This window comes from Kitasatospora sp. NPDC057936 (assembly GCF_042887525.1).
Lineage (GTDB): Bacteria > Actinomycetota > Actinomycetes > Streptomycetales > Streptomycetaceae > Kitasatospora.
This window is the reverse complement of the sequence record NZ_JBHVPD010000046.1, coordinates 1-17,383: the sequence shown is the minus strand read 5'-3', so window position 1 is coordinate 17,383 and position 17,383 is coordinate 1. Positions and strand designations below refer to the sequence as shown.

The 17,383-nt window shown below is 73.1% G+C and carries 17 protein-coding genes; 6 read left to right on the top strand and 11 right to left on the bottom strand.

Going from position 1 to position 17,383, the window contains the following annotated elements; translation table 11 throughout:
• Positions 1-2 precede the first annotated feature (2 nt).
• Together ACFVU9_RS23495 and ACFVU9_RS23490 are read left to right on the top strand one after the other, a co-directional pair.
• On the top strand, positions 3-230 hold the full coding sequence (locus ACFVU9_RS23495) for a hypothetical protein (RefSeq protein WP_387596195.1): 228 nt from the start codon (positions 3-5) through the stop codon (positions 228-230).
• 201 nt (positions 231-431) lie between these two features.
• Positions 432-959 carry an EF-hand domain-containing protein gene (locus tag ACFVU9_RS23490; RefSeq protein WP_387596192.1) on the top strand — a complete coding sequence of 176 codons (528 nt, stop codon included), beginning with the start codon at positions 432-434 and terminating at the stop codon, positions 957-959.
• Positions 960-1,031: 72 nt separating this feature from the next.
• On the opposite strand, the gene ACFVU9_RS23485 is transcribed toward ACFVU9_RS23490, so the two are convergent.
• From ACFVU9_RS23485 to ACFVU9_RS23465, 5 genes are all read right to left on the bottom strand, one after another.
• Positions 1,032-1,619, bottom strand: coding sequence for a protoglobin domain-containing protein (locus tag ACFVU9_RS23485; RefSeq protein WP_380490680.1), 588 nt, complete (start codon positions 1,617-1,619; stop codon positions 1,032-1,034).
• A 126-nt stretch (positions 1,620-1,745) separates the two neighbouring features.
• A complete protein-coding gene (locus tag ACFVU9_RS23480; RefSeq protein ID WP_380490678.1) occupies positions 1,746-2,354 on the bottom strand; it encodes a MarR family winged helix-turn-helix transcriptional regulator in 609 nt (202 codons plus the stop codon).
• Between the two features lie 14 nt (positions 2,355-2,368).
• Positions 2,369-2,842 carry a hypothetical protein gene (locus tag ACFVU9_RS23475; RefSeq protein ID WP_387596188.1) on the bottom strand — a complete coding sequence of 158 codons (474 nt, stop codon included), beginning with the start codon at positions 2,840-2,842 and terminating at the stop codon, positions 2,369-2,371.
• A 62-nt stretch (positions 2,843-2,904) separates the two neighbouring features.
• Positions 2,905-4,251: an ammonium transporter gene (locus ACFVU9_RS23470; protein ID WP_380435412.1), complete on the bottom strand. Its 1,347-nt coding sequence runs from the start codon at positions 4,249-4,251 to the stop codon at positions 2,905-2,907.
• Positions 4,251-5,621: an ammonium transporter gene (locus ACFVU9_RS23465; RefSeq protein WP_387596185.1), complete on the bottom strand. Its 1,371-nt coding sequence runs from the start codon at positions 5,619-5,621 to the stop codon at positions 4,251-4,253. The genes ACFVU9_RS23470 and ACFVU9_RS23465 overlap by 1 nt, the downstream gene beginning before the upstream one ends.
• Before the next feature lie 275 nt (positions 5,622-5,896).
• On the opposite strand from ACFVU9_RS23465, the gene ACFVU9_RS23460 reads away from it, so the two are divergent.
• Together ACFVU9_RS23460 and ACFVU9_RS23455 are read left to right on the top strand one after the other, a co-directional pair.
• Entirely contained in the window at positions 5,897-6,637 is a 741-nt protein-coding gene (locus tag ACFVU9_RS23460; protein WP_387596182.1) for a glycine-rich protein, read from the top strand.
• Between the two features lie 238 nt (positions 6,638-6,875).
• A complete protein-coding gene (locus ACFVU9_RS23455) occupies positions 6,876-7,649 on the top strand; it encodes an Ig-like domain-containing protein (RefSeq protein WP_387596331.1) in 774 nt (257 codons plus the stop codon).
• A gap of 122 nt (positions 7,650-7,771) precedes the next feature.
• Here ACFVU9_RS23455 and ACFVU9_RS23450 read toward each other — a convergent pair whose 3' ends face one another.
• Positions 7,772-9,430 carry an LCP family protein gene (locus ACFVU9_RS23450; protein WP_387596179.1) on the bottom strand — a complete coding sequence of 553 codons (1,659 nt, stop codon included), beginning with the start codon at positions 9,428-9,430 and terminating at the stop codon, positions 7,772-7,774.
• A gap of 198 nt (positions 9,431-9,628) precedes the next feature.
• Here ACFVU9_RS23450 and lanL point away from each other — a divergent pair, with 198 nt between their 5' ends.
• Positions 9,629-12,358 (top strand): class IV lanthionine synthetase LanL, encoded by a 2,730-nt coding sequence (gene lanL, locus ACFVU9_RS23445; protein WP_387596176.1) that lies wholly within the window; start codon positions 9,629-9,631, stop codon positions 12,356-12,358.
• A 2-nt stretch (positions 12,359-12,360) separates the two neighbouring features.
• The gene (locus tag ACFVU9_RS23440) at positions 12,361-12,492 is read left to right on the top strand and encodes a hypothetical protein (RefSeq protein WP_380435407.1); all 132 of its coding nucleotides are present in this window, start codon (positions 12,361-12,363) and stop codon (positions 12,490-12,492) included.
• Between the two features lie 67 nt (positions 12,493-12,559).
• Here the strand turns inward: ACFVU9_RS23440 and ACFVU9_RS23435 are convergent, their stop codons facing one another.
• From ACFVU9_RS23435 to ACFVU9_RS23415, 5 genes are all read right to left on the bottom strand, one after another.
• The gene (locus ACFVU9_RS23435) at positions 12,560-13,180 is read right to left on the bottom strand and encodes a hypothetical protein (RefSeq protein WP_387596173.1); all 621 of its coding nucleotides are present in this window, start codon (positions 13,178-13,180) and stop codon (positions 12,560-12,562) included.
• Positions 13,181-13,269: 89 nt separating this feature from the next.
• Entirely contained in the window at positions 13,270-13,875 is a 606-nt protein-coding gene (locus ACFVU9_RS23430; RefSeq protein ID WP_387596171.1) for an AAA family ATPase, read from the bottom strand.
• Between the two features lie 21 nt (positions 13,876-13,896).
• On the bottom strand, positions 13,897-14,655 hold the full coding sequence (locus ACFVU9_RS23425; protein WP_387596168.1) for an AAA family ATPase: 759 nt from the start codon (positions 14,653-14,655) through the stop codon (positions 13,897-13,899).
• Between the two features lie 77 nt (positions 14,656-14,732).
• Positions 14,733-16,301 carry a murein biosynthesis integral membrane protein MurJ gene (gene murJ / locus ACFVU9_RS23420; RefSeq protein ID WP_387596165.1) on the bottom strand — a complete coding sequence of 523 codons (1,569 nt, stop codon included), beginning with the start codon at positions 16,299-16,301 and terminating at the stop codon, positions 14,733-14,735.
• 116 nt (positions 16,302-16,417) lie between these two features.
• Positions 16,418-17,095, bottom strand: coding sequence for a hypothetical protein (locus ACFVU9_RS23415; RefSeq protein ID WP_387596162.1), 678 nt, complete (start codon positions 17,093-17,095; stop codon positions 16,418-16,420).
• Between the last annotated feature and the right edge of the window lie 288 nt (positions 17,096-17,383).

The following is a 17,383-nucleotide window of genomic DNA, read 5'->3' as shown; positions in this document are numbered from 1 at the left end:
GGATGACCGGCCTGTCCAACACCGAGGAGAAGCTCAACGGCTTCGGCCGCAAGGCCCCGTGGCTCCTCGAAGACCGCCTGCGCGCCAACGGCGCCGACTACGTCAAGGCCCGCCTGCCCCTCCTCCCGTTCACCGTCGCCGACCGCAACCTCCACACCGGGCAGAACCCCGCCTCGTCCGCACGACTGGCGAGGCAGCTCATCGAGGCCGTCGAGTCTCCTGCCCGGTAGTCCGCCCCGGCGCGGTGACGATCGACGCGAAGGCCGCCACGATCGCCTGAACGCACCGGATCGCTCTCGTTCGGGTGATCTTCCGGTCCTACGGCCGATGTGTCCTCGGACCGGCCCCTACCGTGCCGATCGTGAACGTCCGCGTCCGGCGCCGGCGCCGGGCCCTGACACACCGACGCCGACAGGAATGCGGAAGCCACCATGAAGATCGCCGAACCACAGCAGAACCCGGCCGACACCACGACCCCGAAGGCCCGCGTCTACGCGATGCTGGACACCGACGGGGACGGCGTCGCCTCCCGCCACGACTACTTCGTCCGCATCGAACGCGCCCAGCAGGCCAGCGGACGCGGCGACGACGACCCCCTCGTCATCGCCGCCCGCGCCACCGGCGAACGCGCCTGGGCCGCGATGGACTCCGACGGCGACGGCGTGATGACCTACCAGGAGTACGTCGCCTGGGTGGACGCCGACAAGTTCGACAACGTCTGCCAGTACGCCCTGGGTGCCCTGTTCGACCTCGCCGACGCCGACCGGGACGGCGCGCTGGACCGCGCACAGTTCACGTCGCTGCGCCAGGCCCTGGGCAACGCGGCCGACAACGCGGACGCCGCGTTCGACGCCCTCGACGCCGACGGTGACGGACGCGTCGGCCGCCAGGAGTACCTGGCGTCGATCCGGGCCTACATCACGGGTGACGCCTCAGCCATGGGCGACGCCCTGTACTGAGGGCAGCCGCACGTCGGGGGCCGGATCCGGCGAACGGGCCCGGCCCCGGTCGGCGCAGCGGGGCCGCCCGGCCTACCAGGCCGCTCCCGCGTACGGGCGGGACCACAGCGACACCTGCAGCGTGACGGCCTTGAACCACGCCTGGTGCATCGCCTCGACCTGCTCCTCCGGGTGGCCCTTGGCCGCGAGGAACGGCCGCATGGTCGCCGTGATCGGGTAGATGAACGCGATCATGTAGCGCAGCGGGATGTGCGGGACGGAGCGGGCGCCGTCGGTGGTGTTCTTCTTCGCCGACGTGTGGCGCAGCGCGATCTCCTCCTGCTGGGCGAGCCAGCGGGCGTCGTAGGGGCGGGTGCAGGTGTCGGCGATCCACTGGCCGAAGCGGCGGCGGACGGCGGCCAGGTATTCGGGGACGGGCGTGCCTTCGGGGGTGGAGAAGTAGGCGAGCAGGTGGGGCTGCGAGCCGACGAAGCCGTACCAGACGTCCAGGATCTGCTCGGTCTGGTCGGCCAGGACCTCGCCGGCGAGCTTGAGTGCGGCGACGTCCGCGTCGGAGAACAGGGTTGCCGCGGCGAGGCCTTCGAAGTCGCCGCCGGTGACCGGTGATCCGGGCAGCTCGGGGTCGTCGTAGCGGTAGCCGGGAATGGGCGCAGGCGTCATGGCCGTCCTCTGGTCCTTGAACCGGTGGACTCCAATTAGGAGTCCTAACTACCGCGAAGCTACCAATGCCCCGAGGCACGGCGCAAGGACCTGCCCGGCAGCCGTCCAGGGTGAGTTGACGAATGATCAGCGCGCTGCGGGCTCGTGCTCCGGGCAGTCGACCCGCAGGTCCGCCGCGCCGAGCGGGGCCTCCAGCAGCCCGCACCACTCCCCCGCCCGGCCGTCCGGGTGCTCGTCGCCCAGGAAGCGGCAGGTCAGGCAGGTACGGGCGACGGTGATCCGCCCGGTGCGGTTCAGCGAGGCGATCGCCTCCAGCAGGACACGCAGCGCGGTGGCCCGGTCCTCCGGCGCGCTCGCGGACAGCCCGGCGGTGAGCGGATCGCGCCAGCCGTGCAGCCGTTCGGCGACCTCCCGGCCGGGTCCCGTCGGTACCCAGGACGAGCGCCGGTTGTCGGCGACGTCCGGCACCGACTCCAGCAGCCCCTTGCGCACCAGGGCGGCGGCGGCATCGCTGACGGTCGGCGCGGACACCTCCAGCCAGCGCGCGAAACTCCCGGTGCTCTGCGGTCCCGCCGTCGGGGAGGTGACCCGCAGCAGCAGCTGCGCCTGGGTGACGGAGAGCCCCTCCCGCTTGGCGGCGTCCCGCAGCATCGCCCGCCCGGCGTCCCCGAGCCGCTCGACCGCGTCGATCAACCGAGCGTCGAGGGAGTCGGGTTCACGTTCCGCACCACCCACGGGGGATTCCTTTCCTACCGGCGGCCGGCCAGTCTATTCAGCCCGGACGGCCTGCGGGGCGGACGTGCGGGCAGAGCCCGCAGCAGCGGCACCGACGTGGCGAGGACGAACGCGCCGAACAGCGTGATCGGCAGCAGCCCGACCGGGCGCAGCAGCCACGCCGGGTCCTCCCGCAGCTGCGGCCAGTTGACGATCCAGTTGGCGACGACGTCCAGCGCCATCACCGCCCGGCCCAGCCGCACCCCGGCCGGGTGGACGAGTGCCACCAGCGCGGCGACCAGGGGGTCAAGCACCACCAGGGCGACGAAGTACACCTGGAGCGGCAGCGGGGCGAAGGAGGCGTAGACGTGGATCCCACCGTTGACCAGGTCGAGCGCGTGGGCGGCGGTGCCCTCCAGGAAGCCGGTCAGGTGGGCCGCGAGGACCCACCGCACCCAGCGCGGCTGCGCCCGCCACCGTTCCCGCGTACCCCGCAGTCCCCCTGTCACATGATCACCCTAACCGAGCCGCCGACCGTCGGAACGGCCGGTGGCCCGGCGGGTGCACGCCGTCACTCCCGCAGCTGCTCCGGGTCGGCCGCCAGGATGCGGCGGACCTGGTCGAGCAGGGCGCTGGGGTCGTGCTCGGGGCCGCGTTCGTCGATGCCGCTGCCGCGCAGGGCGTCGGCGATCTCCTTGAACTGGACGTCCCAGTCGTTCTGGTAGACCTGCTCGTGCTCCTCCGCCGCGTGCGACTGGCGCAGTCCGACGGTGCGGTCGACGACCTTGCCGATCAGCGCCGTCATCGCGAACGAGAACAGGCCGATCACCAGCACCGCCACCAGCTGCTTGCCGAGCAGGTCCCAGCCGCCGCCGTAGAACAGGCCCTTCTTGCCGGTCATCGCGCCGGTCGCCGCGAGGCCGGCCATCACCATGCCGAACAGGCCGCCCCAGCCGTGGATGCCGACCACGTCCAGGGTGTCGTCGACGCCGAAGCGGTACTTCCAGCTGATCGCGAAGGCGCAGGTGAGCCCGGCCAGGAAGCCGATCACCGACGCCCACAGCGGGGTGACGTCGCCGGCCGCCGGGGTCATCGCGACCATGCCGGTGACCGCACCCATGCTGATGTCGAGCAGCCCGACCTGGCGGGTGCGCCACCAACTGGTCACCGCCCAGCCCGCCATGGCCGCGCCGGCGGCGAACTGGGTGTTGACGAAGGCCATCGCCGCCGCGCCCGGCACGCCCAGCGAGGAGCCGGTGTTGAAGCCGAACCAGCCGAACCACAGCAGCGCGAGGCCGATCACCACGAGCGGCAGGTTGTGCGGGCGGATCGGCTGGCGCTCGAAGTCCTCGCGCCGTCCGGCGACCGCCGCCAGCGCCAGCCCGGCCGCGCCGGAGGCGAGTTCGACGACCGTGCCGCCGGAGAAGTCGACCGCACCGAGCCGTGCGGCGACCCAGCCGTCCGGGGCGAACACCCAGTGCGCCATCGGGACGTAGACCAGCAGGGTCCAGGCGGAGGCGAAGACCAGCCAGCCCTTCATCTTCGCCCGGCCCGCCACCGAGCCGCTGATCAGAGCGACCGTGACGATGGCGAAGGACATGTGGAAGACGGAGAAGGTCACCGTCGGGGTGTCGCCGGTGCGGCTGGTCAGGCCGACGCCGGACATGAAGACGTGGTCGAGGTCGCCGATCACCCCGAGCCCGCCCGCGTCGTGGCCGAAGGCCAGGCTGTAGCCGAGCGCGAACCAGATGATGCCGACCAGCACCACGCAGCCGAAGCACATCTTCAGCATCGCGATGACCTGGCCGGTCTTCACCATGCCGCCGTAGAAGAACGCCAGTCCGGGCGCCATGAGCAGCACCATGGCGGCGGCCATGATGAGCCAGGCGGCGTTGCCGGTGTCGAAGCTCTGGGGCATCACTTCTCCTGCTCACGCCGTTCGAGGACCTGCCGGAGCTCGGCCAGCAGCTCGGCGTCCACCGTGCTGGAACCGGCCTCAGCGCCACTCGCGCCCACGGTGACGGGCACCCGGGCAGCAGTCAGCCGCCGACGGATCTCGGCGATCGTCTCGTCGTCGTACGCCTGCTCCTCCTCCGCGCCGGGCACGTGCTCGTACTCCTCGGCGGCCCGGAAGCCGACGGTCTGCTCGATCACCTGGGCGATCAGCCACGTCACGCCGAACGAGAAGGCCGCGCAGACCACGACGCCGACGGCCTGACGCCACAGGAGGTCGACGCCGCCGCCGTACAACAGGCCCTTCTTGCCGCTCATCTGGAAGGTGGCGAACAGGCCGATGCCCAGCACGCCGACGATCCCGCCCCAGCCGTGCACGCCCACCACGTCGAGCGTGTCGTCGTAGCGCAGCTTGTACTTGAGGTTGATCGCGAAGGCGCAGACGACGCCCGCGACGAAGCCGATCACCAGCGCGCCGACCGGGGAGACCTCGCCGCAGGCCGGGGTGATGGCCACCATGCCGGCCACGGCGGCGGAGGCGACGCCGAGCATCTCGACGTGCCCGAGGCGCCACTTCTCGATCAGCGGCCAGCCGACCATCGCGCCGCACGCGGCGAGCTGGGTGTTGAGGAAGGCCATCGGCGCGGTGCCGCCGGTCTGGAGGGCGGACCCGGCGTTGAAGCCGAACCAGCCGAACCACAGCAGCGCGAGGCCGACCACGACCAGCGGCAGGTTGTGCGGGCGGATGGTCTCGCGCTCGAAGTCCTTGCGCTTGCGGACCACGATCGCGACGGCCAGGCCGGCCGCGCCGGAGTTGATCTCCACGGGCATGCCGCCGGCGAAGTCGAGCGCGCCGAGGTGCGCGGTGATCCAGCCGTCGGGCGCGAACACCCAGTGCGCCATGGGCACGTAGACGAACAGCGTCCAGGCGACGACGAACCACAGCCAGCCGCGCATCGTCGCCCGGCCCGCGATCGAACCGCTGATCAGGGCGACGGTGATGATCGCGAAGGCCATCTGGAAGGCCGAGAAGACGACGGTCGGGATGGAGCCGCTCAGGCTGTTCATCCCGATGTCGTGCATCATCCAGTGCGCGGGCGAGCCGATCAGGCCGAGGCCGCCGACGTCCTTGCCGAAGGCCAGGCTGTAGCCGATCGCCAGCCACAGCATGGTGACCAGGGCCAGGCAGACGAAGCTCATCTTGAGCATGACCAGCACGTGCTTGGTCTTGACCATGCCGCCGTAGAAGAAGGCGAGGCCGGGGGTCATCAGCAGCACCATGGCCGTACTGGCCATGAGCCAGGCCGTGTTGCCCGTATCGGGAGTGTTAGGCATCCGAGGTCTCTCCGGGTCGGGGAGGAGTGTGCGGGGCGCGCAGCATGATGGCCATCATTCCGCAATGCGGAAATACAATTCCGCCAGACGTCGAGGAAGGTAGAGGTGCCGCCGGGGTCCGTCAACAGCTTGTTGAGGGACTTGGCCGTTTCTTTGACAACCCGTGGCATCGGCCTTCCGTCCGGCCCGACTGTGCGGCCACCCGACCGGGAAGCCCGCGCACCGTGTGGATCACCAGTGGTCTACCGGCGGGTCGGCCACCAGGCTGTGCCCTCATGAACAGATCCACCCTGACGGCACTCGCCGGTGCGACCGGCCTGCTCGCCGCCGCCCTCGTCCCCGCCGCCGCGTCCCCCGCGTCCGCAGCCCCCGCCGGGTCGCCCTGCGGCACCGGCGGAGTCCTCACCACCGCCTCGCCCGCCTGCACGTACACCGCCGCGGGCACGGACACCTTCACCGTCCCGAACGGCGTCAGCGCCGTGACCGTCGACCTGTTCGGCGCCGAGGGCGGCAGCGCGGCCGGCTACGTCCTCCCCAACCCGGCGAACACCGGCGCACCCGGCGGCCTCGGCGGCGAGTCCCGCGCGACGCTGGCGGTGGTCCCCGGCCAGACCCTGCAGATCACCCTCGGCGCGGCCGGCGTCCCCGGCAGCTCCCGGCACGGTGAGTTCGCCCGCCCGGGCGGGTACGGCCACGGGACGGGCGGCGGCGGCGCGCACAGTGGCGGCGGCTCCGGCGGTGGTGGCTCCGACGTCCGCACCGGTGCCTTCGGCGCCGGCGACCGGGTGCTGGTCGCGGGCGGCGGTGGCGGCGCGGGCAACGGCGGGCCGCTGCTGCACGGCGGAAACGGCGGCGGCCCGGCCGGCGAGCCCGGCGGCCAGGGCGGCGGGCTCGATGGCTCGGGCGTCGCGGGCGGCGGCGGGAGCCGGACCGCCCCCGGCACGGGCAGCCCGAATTCGGCGCTCGGCGGCCCCGGCACGCCCGGCGGCGACTACGACCGGCCAGTGCAACCCTGACAGCGGGAGCGGCGGCAACGGCGCCCGCGGGGGCAACGGCGGCGGTGGCGGCGGAGGCGGCTACTTCGGCGGCGCCGGCGGCTCCGGCGGCGGCAACCCCGGCAACCTCTACGGCGCCGGCGGGGGCGGCGGCAGCAGCTACGCCGCCCCGGACGCCACGGGTGTCGCGCTGCTCCAGGGCGTCAACCACGGCGGCGGGCGGGCCGTCGTCTCGTACCGGTACGACACCGCCACGGCGGTGTCCGCCGACACCGCGACGCCGCTGTTCGGCCACCCGGTCACCGTCACGGCGTCCGTCGCCGCGGCCGACCCCGAGGCGCCCACGCCGACCGGGACGGTCACGTTCTCCGACGGCACGGTGCCGCTGGCCACCGTGCCGCTGACCGACGGCCGCGCGAGCTTCACCACCGCCGCCTTCCAGCCCGGCAGCCACCCGATCACCGCCACGTACGGCGGCGACCTGGGCCACGCGCCGAGCAGCGCACCGGCGGCGGACGTGACGGTCGGCTTCAGCACGCCGTGCCTGACGGCGGCGCACCACGGCCCGCTGACCGTCGCCTCCGGGGACGCACTGTGCCTGGCGGCGGACGCCACCCAGGACGGCCCGGTGACCGTCCGGCCGGGCGGCGCACTGGCCGTCTCCGGGGCGGAGATCCACGGGAAGCTGTCGGCGGACGGGGCCCTCGCGCTCACCATCTGCCGATCCACGCTGGCGGGCGCCGTCACCGTCCACGGGAGCAGCGGCCTCGTCCGCATCGGGTCGGCCGTCGAAGCCGACGGCTGCGCCGGCAACGAGATCCACGGCCGCCTGACGGTGGACGCCGGCACCGGAGGCGTCGACGTGGCCGGAAACACCGTCACAGGACCCGTGGAGATCACCGGCAACAGCGGCGCCGTCGCCGTCGCCGAGGCCAACACCGTCACCGGCCCGCTGCGCTGCGAGGGCAACACACCGGACCTCCGCCAGGCCGACAACACGACGACCGGCCCGCGCACCGGCCAGTGCCGATAGTGCCGTAGCCGCAGCCGTAGCCGTAGCCGTAGCCGTAGCCGTACACCGAACGACCCGCATGGCCCCGGACTCGCCCGGGCCCATGCGGCGGGCCCGGTGCCGAGCGTCGGAACCGCGGGACCTCAGAAGACGCAGGGGATCCCGCCGTCGGACTGGGCGTCGACCTTGGGGCCCTGCATCGGGAGGTTGGCGGCCGGGTCGCTCGGGGCGGTGGCGGGGGTGGCGGGCCGGTCGGAGGCGACGCCGTCGAAGGACGTGCCGAGCGTGACCACGACCCGGCCGGCGCCGGCCGAGGCCGACTCGGTGGCGGTGACGCCGTAGCGGGCGGCGATCTGGTCGGCGGCCTCCTTGGCGCCCTTGCCGTAGGTGACGGTGGTGGTCTTCGGCTTGGTGCGCGCCGGGCCGGTCGTCCCCTGCTTGAAGCCCATGCCGACCAGGACCTTGGCCTCGTTGGCGGAGGACACCCCGGCGGCGGAGGAGGCGTTGAACACGTCCACGGTCGCCGGGGCGGCCGCTTGGGTGGGGGTCGGGGGCGCGGCCGGGGTTTCCGTCGCGCTGCCGGTCGGGGTGTCGCTCGGGGCCGCCACGGGGGCGGCGGCGTCGGCGCCGCCGAAGACCTGCTTGACCACCTTCTGGATCTTCGCCGGGGTGACGAGGTTGACGTCCTGCGGCGGGTCGCCCTTCTTGCCGCCGGTGTCGTAGGTCAGGGTGTTGAACTCGACGTTGCCGCCGGTCAGCGCCGGGGCCTGCTGGGCGAAGTCGAGGATGTTCCACTCGTTGTCGATGACCAGGTCCTTCTGCACCACGCCGAACAGCTTCTGCATCGCCCCGAAGTCGCCGACGACGCCCTGCTGCTTGAGCTTGTGCATCACCGAGGAGATGAAGGCCTGCTGGCGGTGGGTGCGGGCGAAGTCGTCCGAATTGCCGTGCCCGTCGTTGAGGTTGTGGCGCTGGCGGACGAAGGAGAGGGCGTCGGCGGCGTTGAGGTGACTGACCCCGGCCGGGAGCTTGAGTCCGGTGCCGCCGCCCTCGTGGCCGGGCGTCCGGGAGATGATCGGGTCGTCCACCGGGTGGGTCAGACAGACGTCGATCGGCTCCAGCGCCTTGGCGATGTCGTAGAAGCCCATCAGGTTGACCTCGGCGATGTGGTCCACCGGCTGGTCGACGAACCGCTGGACGGTCCGGATGGTGGCCGCGCGCCCGGCGTCCCGGCCGGCCTTCTCCAGGTCCGCGCCCTTGAGCCCCTTGGCCCTGGAGCTCTTGTCGAACCGGTCCTTGGCGTTGCCGTAGGCCTCCTTGATCTTGGCCATGCCCGTCTCGGAGCCGTCGCCGTTGTAGGTCATCACCCAGTCGTCGCGCGGGATGGAGACCGCCTGCACCTTGCCGCCGCCGGCCGGTATGTGCAGCAGGATCAGCGAGTTGGTGTTGTAGCCGCCGATGCTGGAGTCGGCACCGGCGTGCAGCTCGTTCTGGACGATGGCCGGGTCGACGTCCGAACCGTCCATGTTCTTGCGGCTGTCCAGGCCGATCAGCAGCAGGTTCACCGAGTTGTCGAGGTGCTTGGGGGCGTCCTTCTTCGTCTCGGCGATCGCGTTGGACGTGGTCATCCCGTCGGTCAGGGACGCGTACTCGTACCAGACCACGCCGCTGGCGGCGAACACCGACAGCCCCACCGAACACGCCACCGTCCGGCCGACGATGAGCGCCGGCGACCGCCTCCCGGCCGCGCCGCGTTCCGCCGCGCCGCCGGTGACCCGTCCACCACTCCGCCTCTGGCCCACGCCGCCTACCCCGTCCTCGAACGACAACTCTCCTGGTCCTGAGAGTCACTGACGGACCAAGCATGTTGCACGATGTGGCGCGGATCACGCACGCCCGGCGGAGACCCCGGATGTCAAGGAGGCTGGATTTGGTTTCTGATAAACCGTCAATTACCTTGCGGGATAGTCTCTTCCCGAAGCAACGATAGAATCCACGGCGTGCTCTCGCCCTACCGGTCAGTCCTCGCAGAGCTGTTGAAACGGTCCGATCCGACCACCGACTGGCGCGTCCACCACCTCGAACCGTGGCTGATGGTGACCCCACCGCACCACCGTCCGCGCCGCCAGGGCTGGAAGCTCCACGTCTCAGCGACCCTGGCGTCGGCGCCGCAGGTGATCGAGCGCGCGGGGCGGGTGCTGATCACGCACGGCTGCGCCTTCAAGTTCGCGGCCTCCCCGCGCGTCACGGCCGAGCTGACCGGCACCCGGGCACCGCGGGCGCAGTCCGGCAAGTTCCTCACCGCCTACCCCGTCGACGACGGCCAACTCCTCGTCATCGCCCGCGAATTGCACGAAACGACCGCCGGGATGCCCGGCCCCGCCATCCTCTCCGACCGCCGCTACCGGCCGGACAGCGTGGTGCACTACCGCTACGGGTGCTTCGCCCGGCCCCGGGTGCTCAACGACGACGGCTTCTACCAGGGCCGCCTCACCGCCCCGGACGGCACCGTGAGCACGGACGAGCGCCACCCGTGGTTCTCGCCCCCGCCCTGGGCCGAGGACCCGTTCCGGACCCCGGCCACCACCACCTCGGCCCCTCCCCGCCGCCGCGGCAGCCCGGTCCTGCTCGCCGACCGCTACCTCGTCAAGGAGGCGGTCCGGCACTCCAACCGGGGCGGCGTCTACCGCGCCGAGGACACCCGCACCGGCGAGCGCGTCCTCCTCAAGGAGGCCCGCCCGCACGTCGCCGCCGACCAGGACGGCCGGGACGCCCGGGACCGGCTGCGCCACGAGGCGCACGTCCTGGCGGAACTCGCTCTCCGGGGCATCACGCCCCGGGTACTGGAGCTGTTCGAGTCCGGCGGCCACCTGTTCCTGGCCGAGGAACTCGTCCCGGGCCGCAACCTCCAGCAGTGGACCGCCGAGCACCTGGAACGGGGCGACGGCCACGTGCCCGCACCGGCGGCCCGGCGGCTCGCGCGCGACCTCGTGCGGCTGCTCGCCGAGGTGCACGCCGCCGGACTCGTGCTGCGCGACTTCAAGCCGGGCAACGTCGTGATGACCCCGGACGACCGGCCGGTCCTGGTCGACCTGGAGCTCGCCGTCCGCCCCGGCACCACCGTCCACCCCGCCGGTACACCGGGATTCACCGACCCCGAGCACCTCGGCTCCGCGGACGGACCGGCGCCGCGCCCGGCCCCCGGCCCCGAGGCGGACTGCTTCAGCCTCGGCGTGACCCTGCTCCACGCGACCACGGGCATCAGCCCGGTGCTCGCCGCCGACGGCGCACCGGCCCGACCGGCGGGCGAGCGGCTCGCGGCTCTCGTGGTCGCCGCCGCCGACCACGGCGCCCTGCGCGGCCTCGCCCCCGTGGTCACCGGCCTCACAGCGGCCCCCGCCACGCGCTGGACGCTCGCCCGGGCAGCCGAGTACCTCGCCCAGGAGCACCGCCCGTACGCACGGCCGTCGCCGGCCCCGTCGCCGACCTGGCCCATGGCCTCACCAACGCCCGAGCCAACGTCAGAGCCGACGCCCGAGCGCCTGATCGAGGACGGCCTCGCCCACCTCGCCGCCACCATGGACCGCTACGCCGAACACCTCTGGCCCGCCCCGAGGTCCCTGCCGCACGGCGACCCCTGCAACGTGCAGTTCGGCGCGGCCGGCGTGCTCGCCGTCCTCACCCGGGCCGTCCGCTGCGGCCACGAAGCCGCCCGCCCCGCACTGCGCGAGGCCGCCGACTGGCTGGACGAGCGGCTCAGCGAGCCCAGCCGGGTCCTGCCCGGCCTCTACTTCGGCCGCTCCGGCACCGCCTGGGCCCTCCACGACGCGGCCACCGCCCTGGACGACGGCCGCCTCGCCGACCGGGCCCTCGCCTACGCCCTGCGCATCCCGCTCGACTCCGCGACCACCGACGTCTGCCACGGCCTGGCCGGCGCCGGCCTCGCCCAGCTCCACCTGTGGCACCGCACCGGCGACCGGCACTTCGCCGACCGGACGGCCCGGTGCGCGGACGGACTGCTGCGCCTGCTGGCGGCCGCACCCGGCGTGGACTGGCCCCTCGGCCCGCCGGCCCGTGCCGAACTCGCCGGCTCCGCCACCTACGGCTTCGCCCACGGCGTCGCGGGCAACGCCGCCTTCCTGCTCGCCGCCGGCCGCGACCTCGGGCGGCCCGAGCTCACCGACATCGCCCTCGGCGGCGGCGAGGCCCTGTGCGCGCTCACCGAGTGGCGCGACGGCGCCGCGTACTGGCCCAAGGGCCCCGGCCGCACCGAACGCCCCGGCCTGAACTACTGGTGCCACGGCTCCTCGGGCATCGGCACGTTCCTGCTGCGCCTGTGGCAGGAGACCGGGGACCCGCGCCACCTCGCCCACGCCGAGGGCGCCGCGGTCGCCGTGCACCGCGACCGCCACCGCCTGGGGCCGGGCACCTGCCACGGCCTGGCGGGCAACGCCGAACTGCTCCTCGACCTGCACGCCGCCACCGGCGACGAGCACCACCTCGCCCGGGCCGACGCGCTCGTCCACGCCATCACCCCGCGCGCCGCGCGCCGTGACGGCCGGTACCTGGTCCCCGACGACACCCTGCGCGAGGTCACCGCCGCCTACAACGTGGGCCTCGGCGGCGTGCTCGACCTCCTGCTCCGCCGTCACCACGGCGGCCCCCGATCGTGGCTGGTCGACCGGCCGGCCACGGGCCCGCACCACCCGAGCCACGGAAAGGGGGAGTGAGAATGGAGAGCACCGTCCTGGAACTGCAGGAGCTGCCCGAGACCGAGGAGCAGCCGCTGGAGCCGATGATGTGCTGCGACACCGGCCACCGCAGCTTCGACCTGGTCGACCTCGCCGCGCACCCGGTCGACTGAGCGGTCGGGCCGCCCGGGGGGCATCCCGCCCCCGGGCGGTCGCCGGGCCCGGTGGGCATGCCGCTCGTCACCTGCTCCGCGGGTGGTAGGCGAGTTGACGCTCGACGGGAGCCGCGGCGAAGTCGCCGAGACCGTTGACGACGTCGCCGACCGCGAGCCGGATCCCCCGCGCGAGTCCCGACCCCTTGAGTACCGCACCGCGGCGGTCCGGGTCGGGGCCGGTGAAGTCGTCGCCCCCGGCCAGCCGGACGCTCTGCGCCGAGATGGCGCCGATGACCTGGGCGCCGTCGCCGATCATGCTGGAGCCGACGACCTCGGCGCCGTTGAGCAGCCGCGCGTGGTCGCCGACGGAGAGCAGCGAGCCGGGCTGGTTGGCCTTGATCTGCACCCCGCCGGGGCCGAGGGAGCACCCGTCGCCGACGACGATCCGTCCGCCGTCGGCCGCGAGCAGCAGCGTCGACGGGTGGAAGGTGCTGCCGCTGCCGATGGAGCACGTCCCGCCGTCGCACCGCACCACGACGCCGGGGAAGAAGGTGTTGCCCTCCCCGATCTCGGCGTCGCGTGCGATCAGCGTCGAGAACGGATCGAAGACGGTGTTGGTCTCGGCGAGGACGGCCATCTCGCCGAGCGTCCGGAACCCGTTCGTGCGGCGCTGCTCGTCCATCAGCTCGAACATCTTGTCGTGCACGCCGGCCCGCTCCCCTGTTTGATCATGTTGCACCGACTCTACGCACCCGAGAGCGCATACGGCGGTGGAGCCGCCCTGGTGCCGTGCCGTCAGGAGAGGGCGGCGGCCAGGCGCTGCGCCAGGGTGTCGTAGGGGCGGCAGGCGATCACCGGCAGGTGGTGGCTGCGGGCCCGGGCGGCGAGGTGGTGGGAGTAGCGGGCGCTGACGGCGGCGCGGGCAGGCTGGGGGCCGTCTTCGGGCTCGCGGTGGGCGTAGTTGGCGGCGATGGCGGCCGGGTCGTCCTCGTGGAGGAAGAGGGCGCGTACCCGGCGGCCGCGTGCCCGGGCTTCGGCCACCGCGCGGGCGGCGGCGGCCGGGGTGAGGTAGTCGCCTTCGACGATCGCGGGCACGTCGACGGTCAGGCGGTTGCGGACGACGCCGAGAAGCGCGTCGTCCAGGGCGTGCGCGGTGGCGATCTGCAGTTCCAGGACACGGTCGGCCGGCAGGTCCGCGTCGGGGTCGGCGAGGCCGTCGAAGTGGTGCAGGCCGGGGTGGGTCGCGGCGGAGGTCGCAGCCTGCAGGGCGGCCACGACGTCGTCGAACTCGACGACGAACGCGCCGTGCCGAGCGGCGAGTCGGGCGGCGGCGAGGCTCTTGCCGAGCCCGGAGGCCCCGCCGATCAGCAGGACGTCCCACGGGCTGTGGTTGGTGTGCATACGGCCACCGTAGGCGGCCGGTCAGGACGGCGGCTGTGCCGGGCCGGTCATGTGGCGCAGGTACGCCTCGGGGCGTTCCAGGTAGCGGCGCCAGTGGTCGACGATCGCGAGGTCCCGCCAGCGGGTGGGCCGGATGCCGTGGTCGCCGACCTCCAGGACGGCGGAGCCGGGGGTGGCGGCGAGGATCGGCGAGTGGGTGGCGCACACCACCTGGGCCCCGGTGCGGCCGAGTTCGTGCAGCAGGCCGACGAGTTGCAGGCTGGACGTGAAGGAGAGCGCCGCCTCCGGCTCGTCCAGGATGTAGAGGCCCGGCTCACGGAACATCGACTCGAAGACCGTGAGGAAGCCCTCGCCGTGGCTCATCAGGTCGGTGCGTTCGCTCCAGTATCGGCCCTGCCCCTGCTTCTCCTCCATCATCTGCAGCGCCGTCTCGGCTCGGAGGAAGAAGCCGTTGCGCCGCGAGCGCGGGCCGGAGGCCATCGCCCGGCCGCGCTCGGTGTAGTCGAGGCGCAGGTACTCGCCGAGCTCACCGCGCTCCCTGGGGCCGGCGTAGCGGGCACCGGCCCGCCCGCCGTAGTTGTCCACGCCGTAGGCCTCGGCGAGGGCCTCGACCAGGGTGGACTTGCCCGAGCCGTTCTCGCCGACCAGGAAGGTCACGGGCGCCGGGAAGGCGATGCCGCCGCCGAGCAGGCCCCGCACGCACGGGACCGTCCACGGCCACTGCGACAGCTGCCGCTCGGTGAGCATCTCCCGGTGGACGCGCATCCTCTCGACGATCACTCTTCTCGCCCTCCCTGGTTCGTGTACGGCTCGGCCCACCATAAGCAGCGGCACTGACAACGACCTCCGGGAGCCGATCAGCGCAGGCCGGGGAGGGCGCGCAGTTCGGTGATGCGGAGCAGGCGGGCGAGGAGGAGGAAGAGGAGCGCCATCGTGAGGCCGCCCGCCGTCAGGGAAAGAACCGGGGTGCGGAGAGCGGCCACGGCACCGTCCGTGCAGCCGAGGCCGACGAGCCAGCCGGCCGCGCCCGCGAGGGCCGCCGCCGCGGTGAGCTTGCCGTAGGTGCGGCAGATCCGGCGGCCGTCCAGCAGGCCCTCCGTACGGCGGCGCAGGCGGACCGCCGTCAGGAGCAGACCGACGCCGTACGCGAGCGCGTACGCGCCGGCCATCCCCGTGACGGCCCAGCGGGCCGGGAGCAGCAGGTGGCAGGCGGCGGCGAGCGCGACGTTGGTGACGCCGATCCACAGGGCGAGGCGGAACGGGGTGCGGGTGTCGTCGAAGGCGTAGAAGCCGCGCAGGAGGAGGTACTGCGCGGAGAACGGGACGAGGCCGAGCCCGAAGGCCTGGAGCATGTGGCCGAGCGGGACGGCCGTGGTGGGATCGGTGGCGCCGTGGGCGAAGAGGAGTTGCGCGATCTGCGGGCCGAAGGCGAGGAAGGCGAACGCGGCCGGGACGATGACGACGCCGCTGATCCGCAGCGAACGGGAGAGGTCGGCGCGGAGGTCGCCGATGCGGTGCTCGACGACCGCGCGGCTCATGCGCGGCAGCAGGGCGGTGACGAGGGTGACGGTGACGATCGACTGCGGCATCGTCCAGATCTGCTGTGCGTAGGTGTAGGCGGTGTACCCGACGCCGTCCTTCGGGAGGGTGGTGTCGGCGGCGGAGGCGAAGCGGGTGACGAGCGTGCTCGCGACGAGGTTGGTGAGGACGAACAACAGGGTCCAGCGGGCGGCGCTCACGCTCCTGCGCAGGCCGGTGCCGCGCCAGTCGAAGCGCGGGCGCGGCCGGAAGCCGGCGGCGAGGGCGTACGGGACGAGGGAGAGCGCCTGGAGGGCGAGCGCGACGGTGGTGCCGGTGCCGAGCAGGGCGACCTGTTCGGGGGTGATGCCGGAGACCTGGTCGGGGGCGTTCAACAGGCCGACGTACAGGCCGAACATCGCGATGAGGACGACGTTGTTGAGGACCGGGGTCCACATCATCGCGCCGAAGCGGTCCCGGGCGTTGAGGACCTGGCCGAAGATGCTGAAGACGCCGTAGAAGAAGATCTGCGGCAGCAGGTAGCGGGCGAACACAACGGTGAGCTCGAACGCGGCGTGCGTGTCGGGGGTGTCGCTCTGGTAGAGGGAGATGACGTCCGGCGCGGCCCACACCGCGAGGGCCGTCCCGGCGGCGAGGAGGCACAGCACGAGCGTGACGAGGCGCTGCTCGAACGCGGCGCCGCCGTCGGGGTGTTCGGCGCGGGCCCGGACGAGCTGCGGGACGAGCACGGAGTTGAGCGCGCCGCCGATCAGCAGGAAGTACAGGCTGGTGGGGACGGTGTTGGCCAGGTTGTACGTGGTGGCGAGCAGGCCGACGCCCAGGGCGTGGGCCTGGAGCACCTGGCGGATCAGGCCGGTGGCGCGCGAGACCACCGTGCCGGAGGCCATCAGCGCCGAGGAGCGCGGTAATCCGCTCGTCCGCCCCGGGGATGCGTGCCGTCCGCGCGTCTTCCATCCGATCATGGAATGAACTGACGCCCGGACGCCGGTTGGTGGTTCCCCGCTCAGTCCGTCCAGAGGGTGACCGTCGCGTTCAGCAGGTAGTCGGCCGGGGCGATCGAGTCGATCCTGATCAGGGCCGTGCGCCCGCCCGGGGTCCGGAGGCAGACGAGCGAGCCGATGCTCACGTGGGCGTCCTGGCCGGGGTGCGTCATGGCCCAGTCCCGGCACTGGGCGCCGGTCGGGGCCGACTGGCCGGACCAGATGCCGAACTGGTCGTGGTCCATCTGGATCTCGTCGCGCAGGTTGGCGGTCGTCGGCGTGAAGCCGGCGGCGTAGATGCCGTGCGCGAAGCCGGCGGCGCGGGACGGCGGGGTCAGGTCGAAGTCGATGCCGCCTTCCATGGGGACGGCGACCTGGCCGCTCCAGACCTGGACGGGTCCGGTGGCCGACGGGGACGGCGGCGCGGCAACAGAGGTGGCGGGCGCCGGAGTTGCGGAGGGCGTGGAGACCGATGACGCCACGGCGCCGGTCGGCGTGGGCAGTTGCTTCGGATCGTCGCTCTTGGGCCGCACCGCCGTCCCGAGGACCAGCGCCAGCACCCCGACCGCGACCACGCCGAACCGCGCCCCGGTCGTCTTGGGTCCGGGCAGGCTGATCCCGGCGCCGCTGGCGGCCTCGCGCGCGAAGGCCACGACGAAGCAGAGCAGTCCGAAGACCCACAGAGTGATCGTTCCGGCCATCGGTCCCCGTCCCCCGGCGCTTCCGATCCGACATCAGGCCCGCCGATGGTACCGGGTTCCGGGTGCGTGAGCGCCCCCAATTCCGCGCCGGGCGGCCTCAGTCGAGCGGCGCCGGCCGGCCTCAGTCGAGCGCCTCCCGGATCCGCCGGGAGGGCTGGAACTCGTAGAGGTTTGGGGCGTGTCTGTCGGGTCAGGTCGGAGGGCCGCGGCGTCAGGGTGCGTGCATCGCAAGGCGGAGGAGGGAGTCCATGCGGTGGGGGCACCTCCCGGCCGGAGGCTGGGGGACAT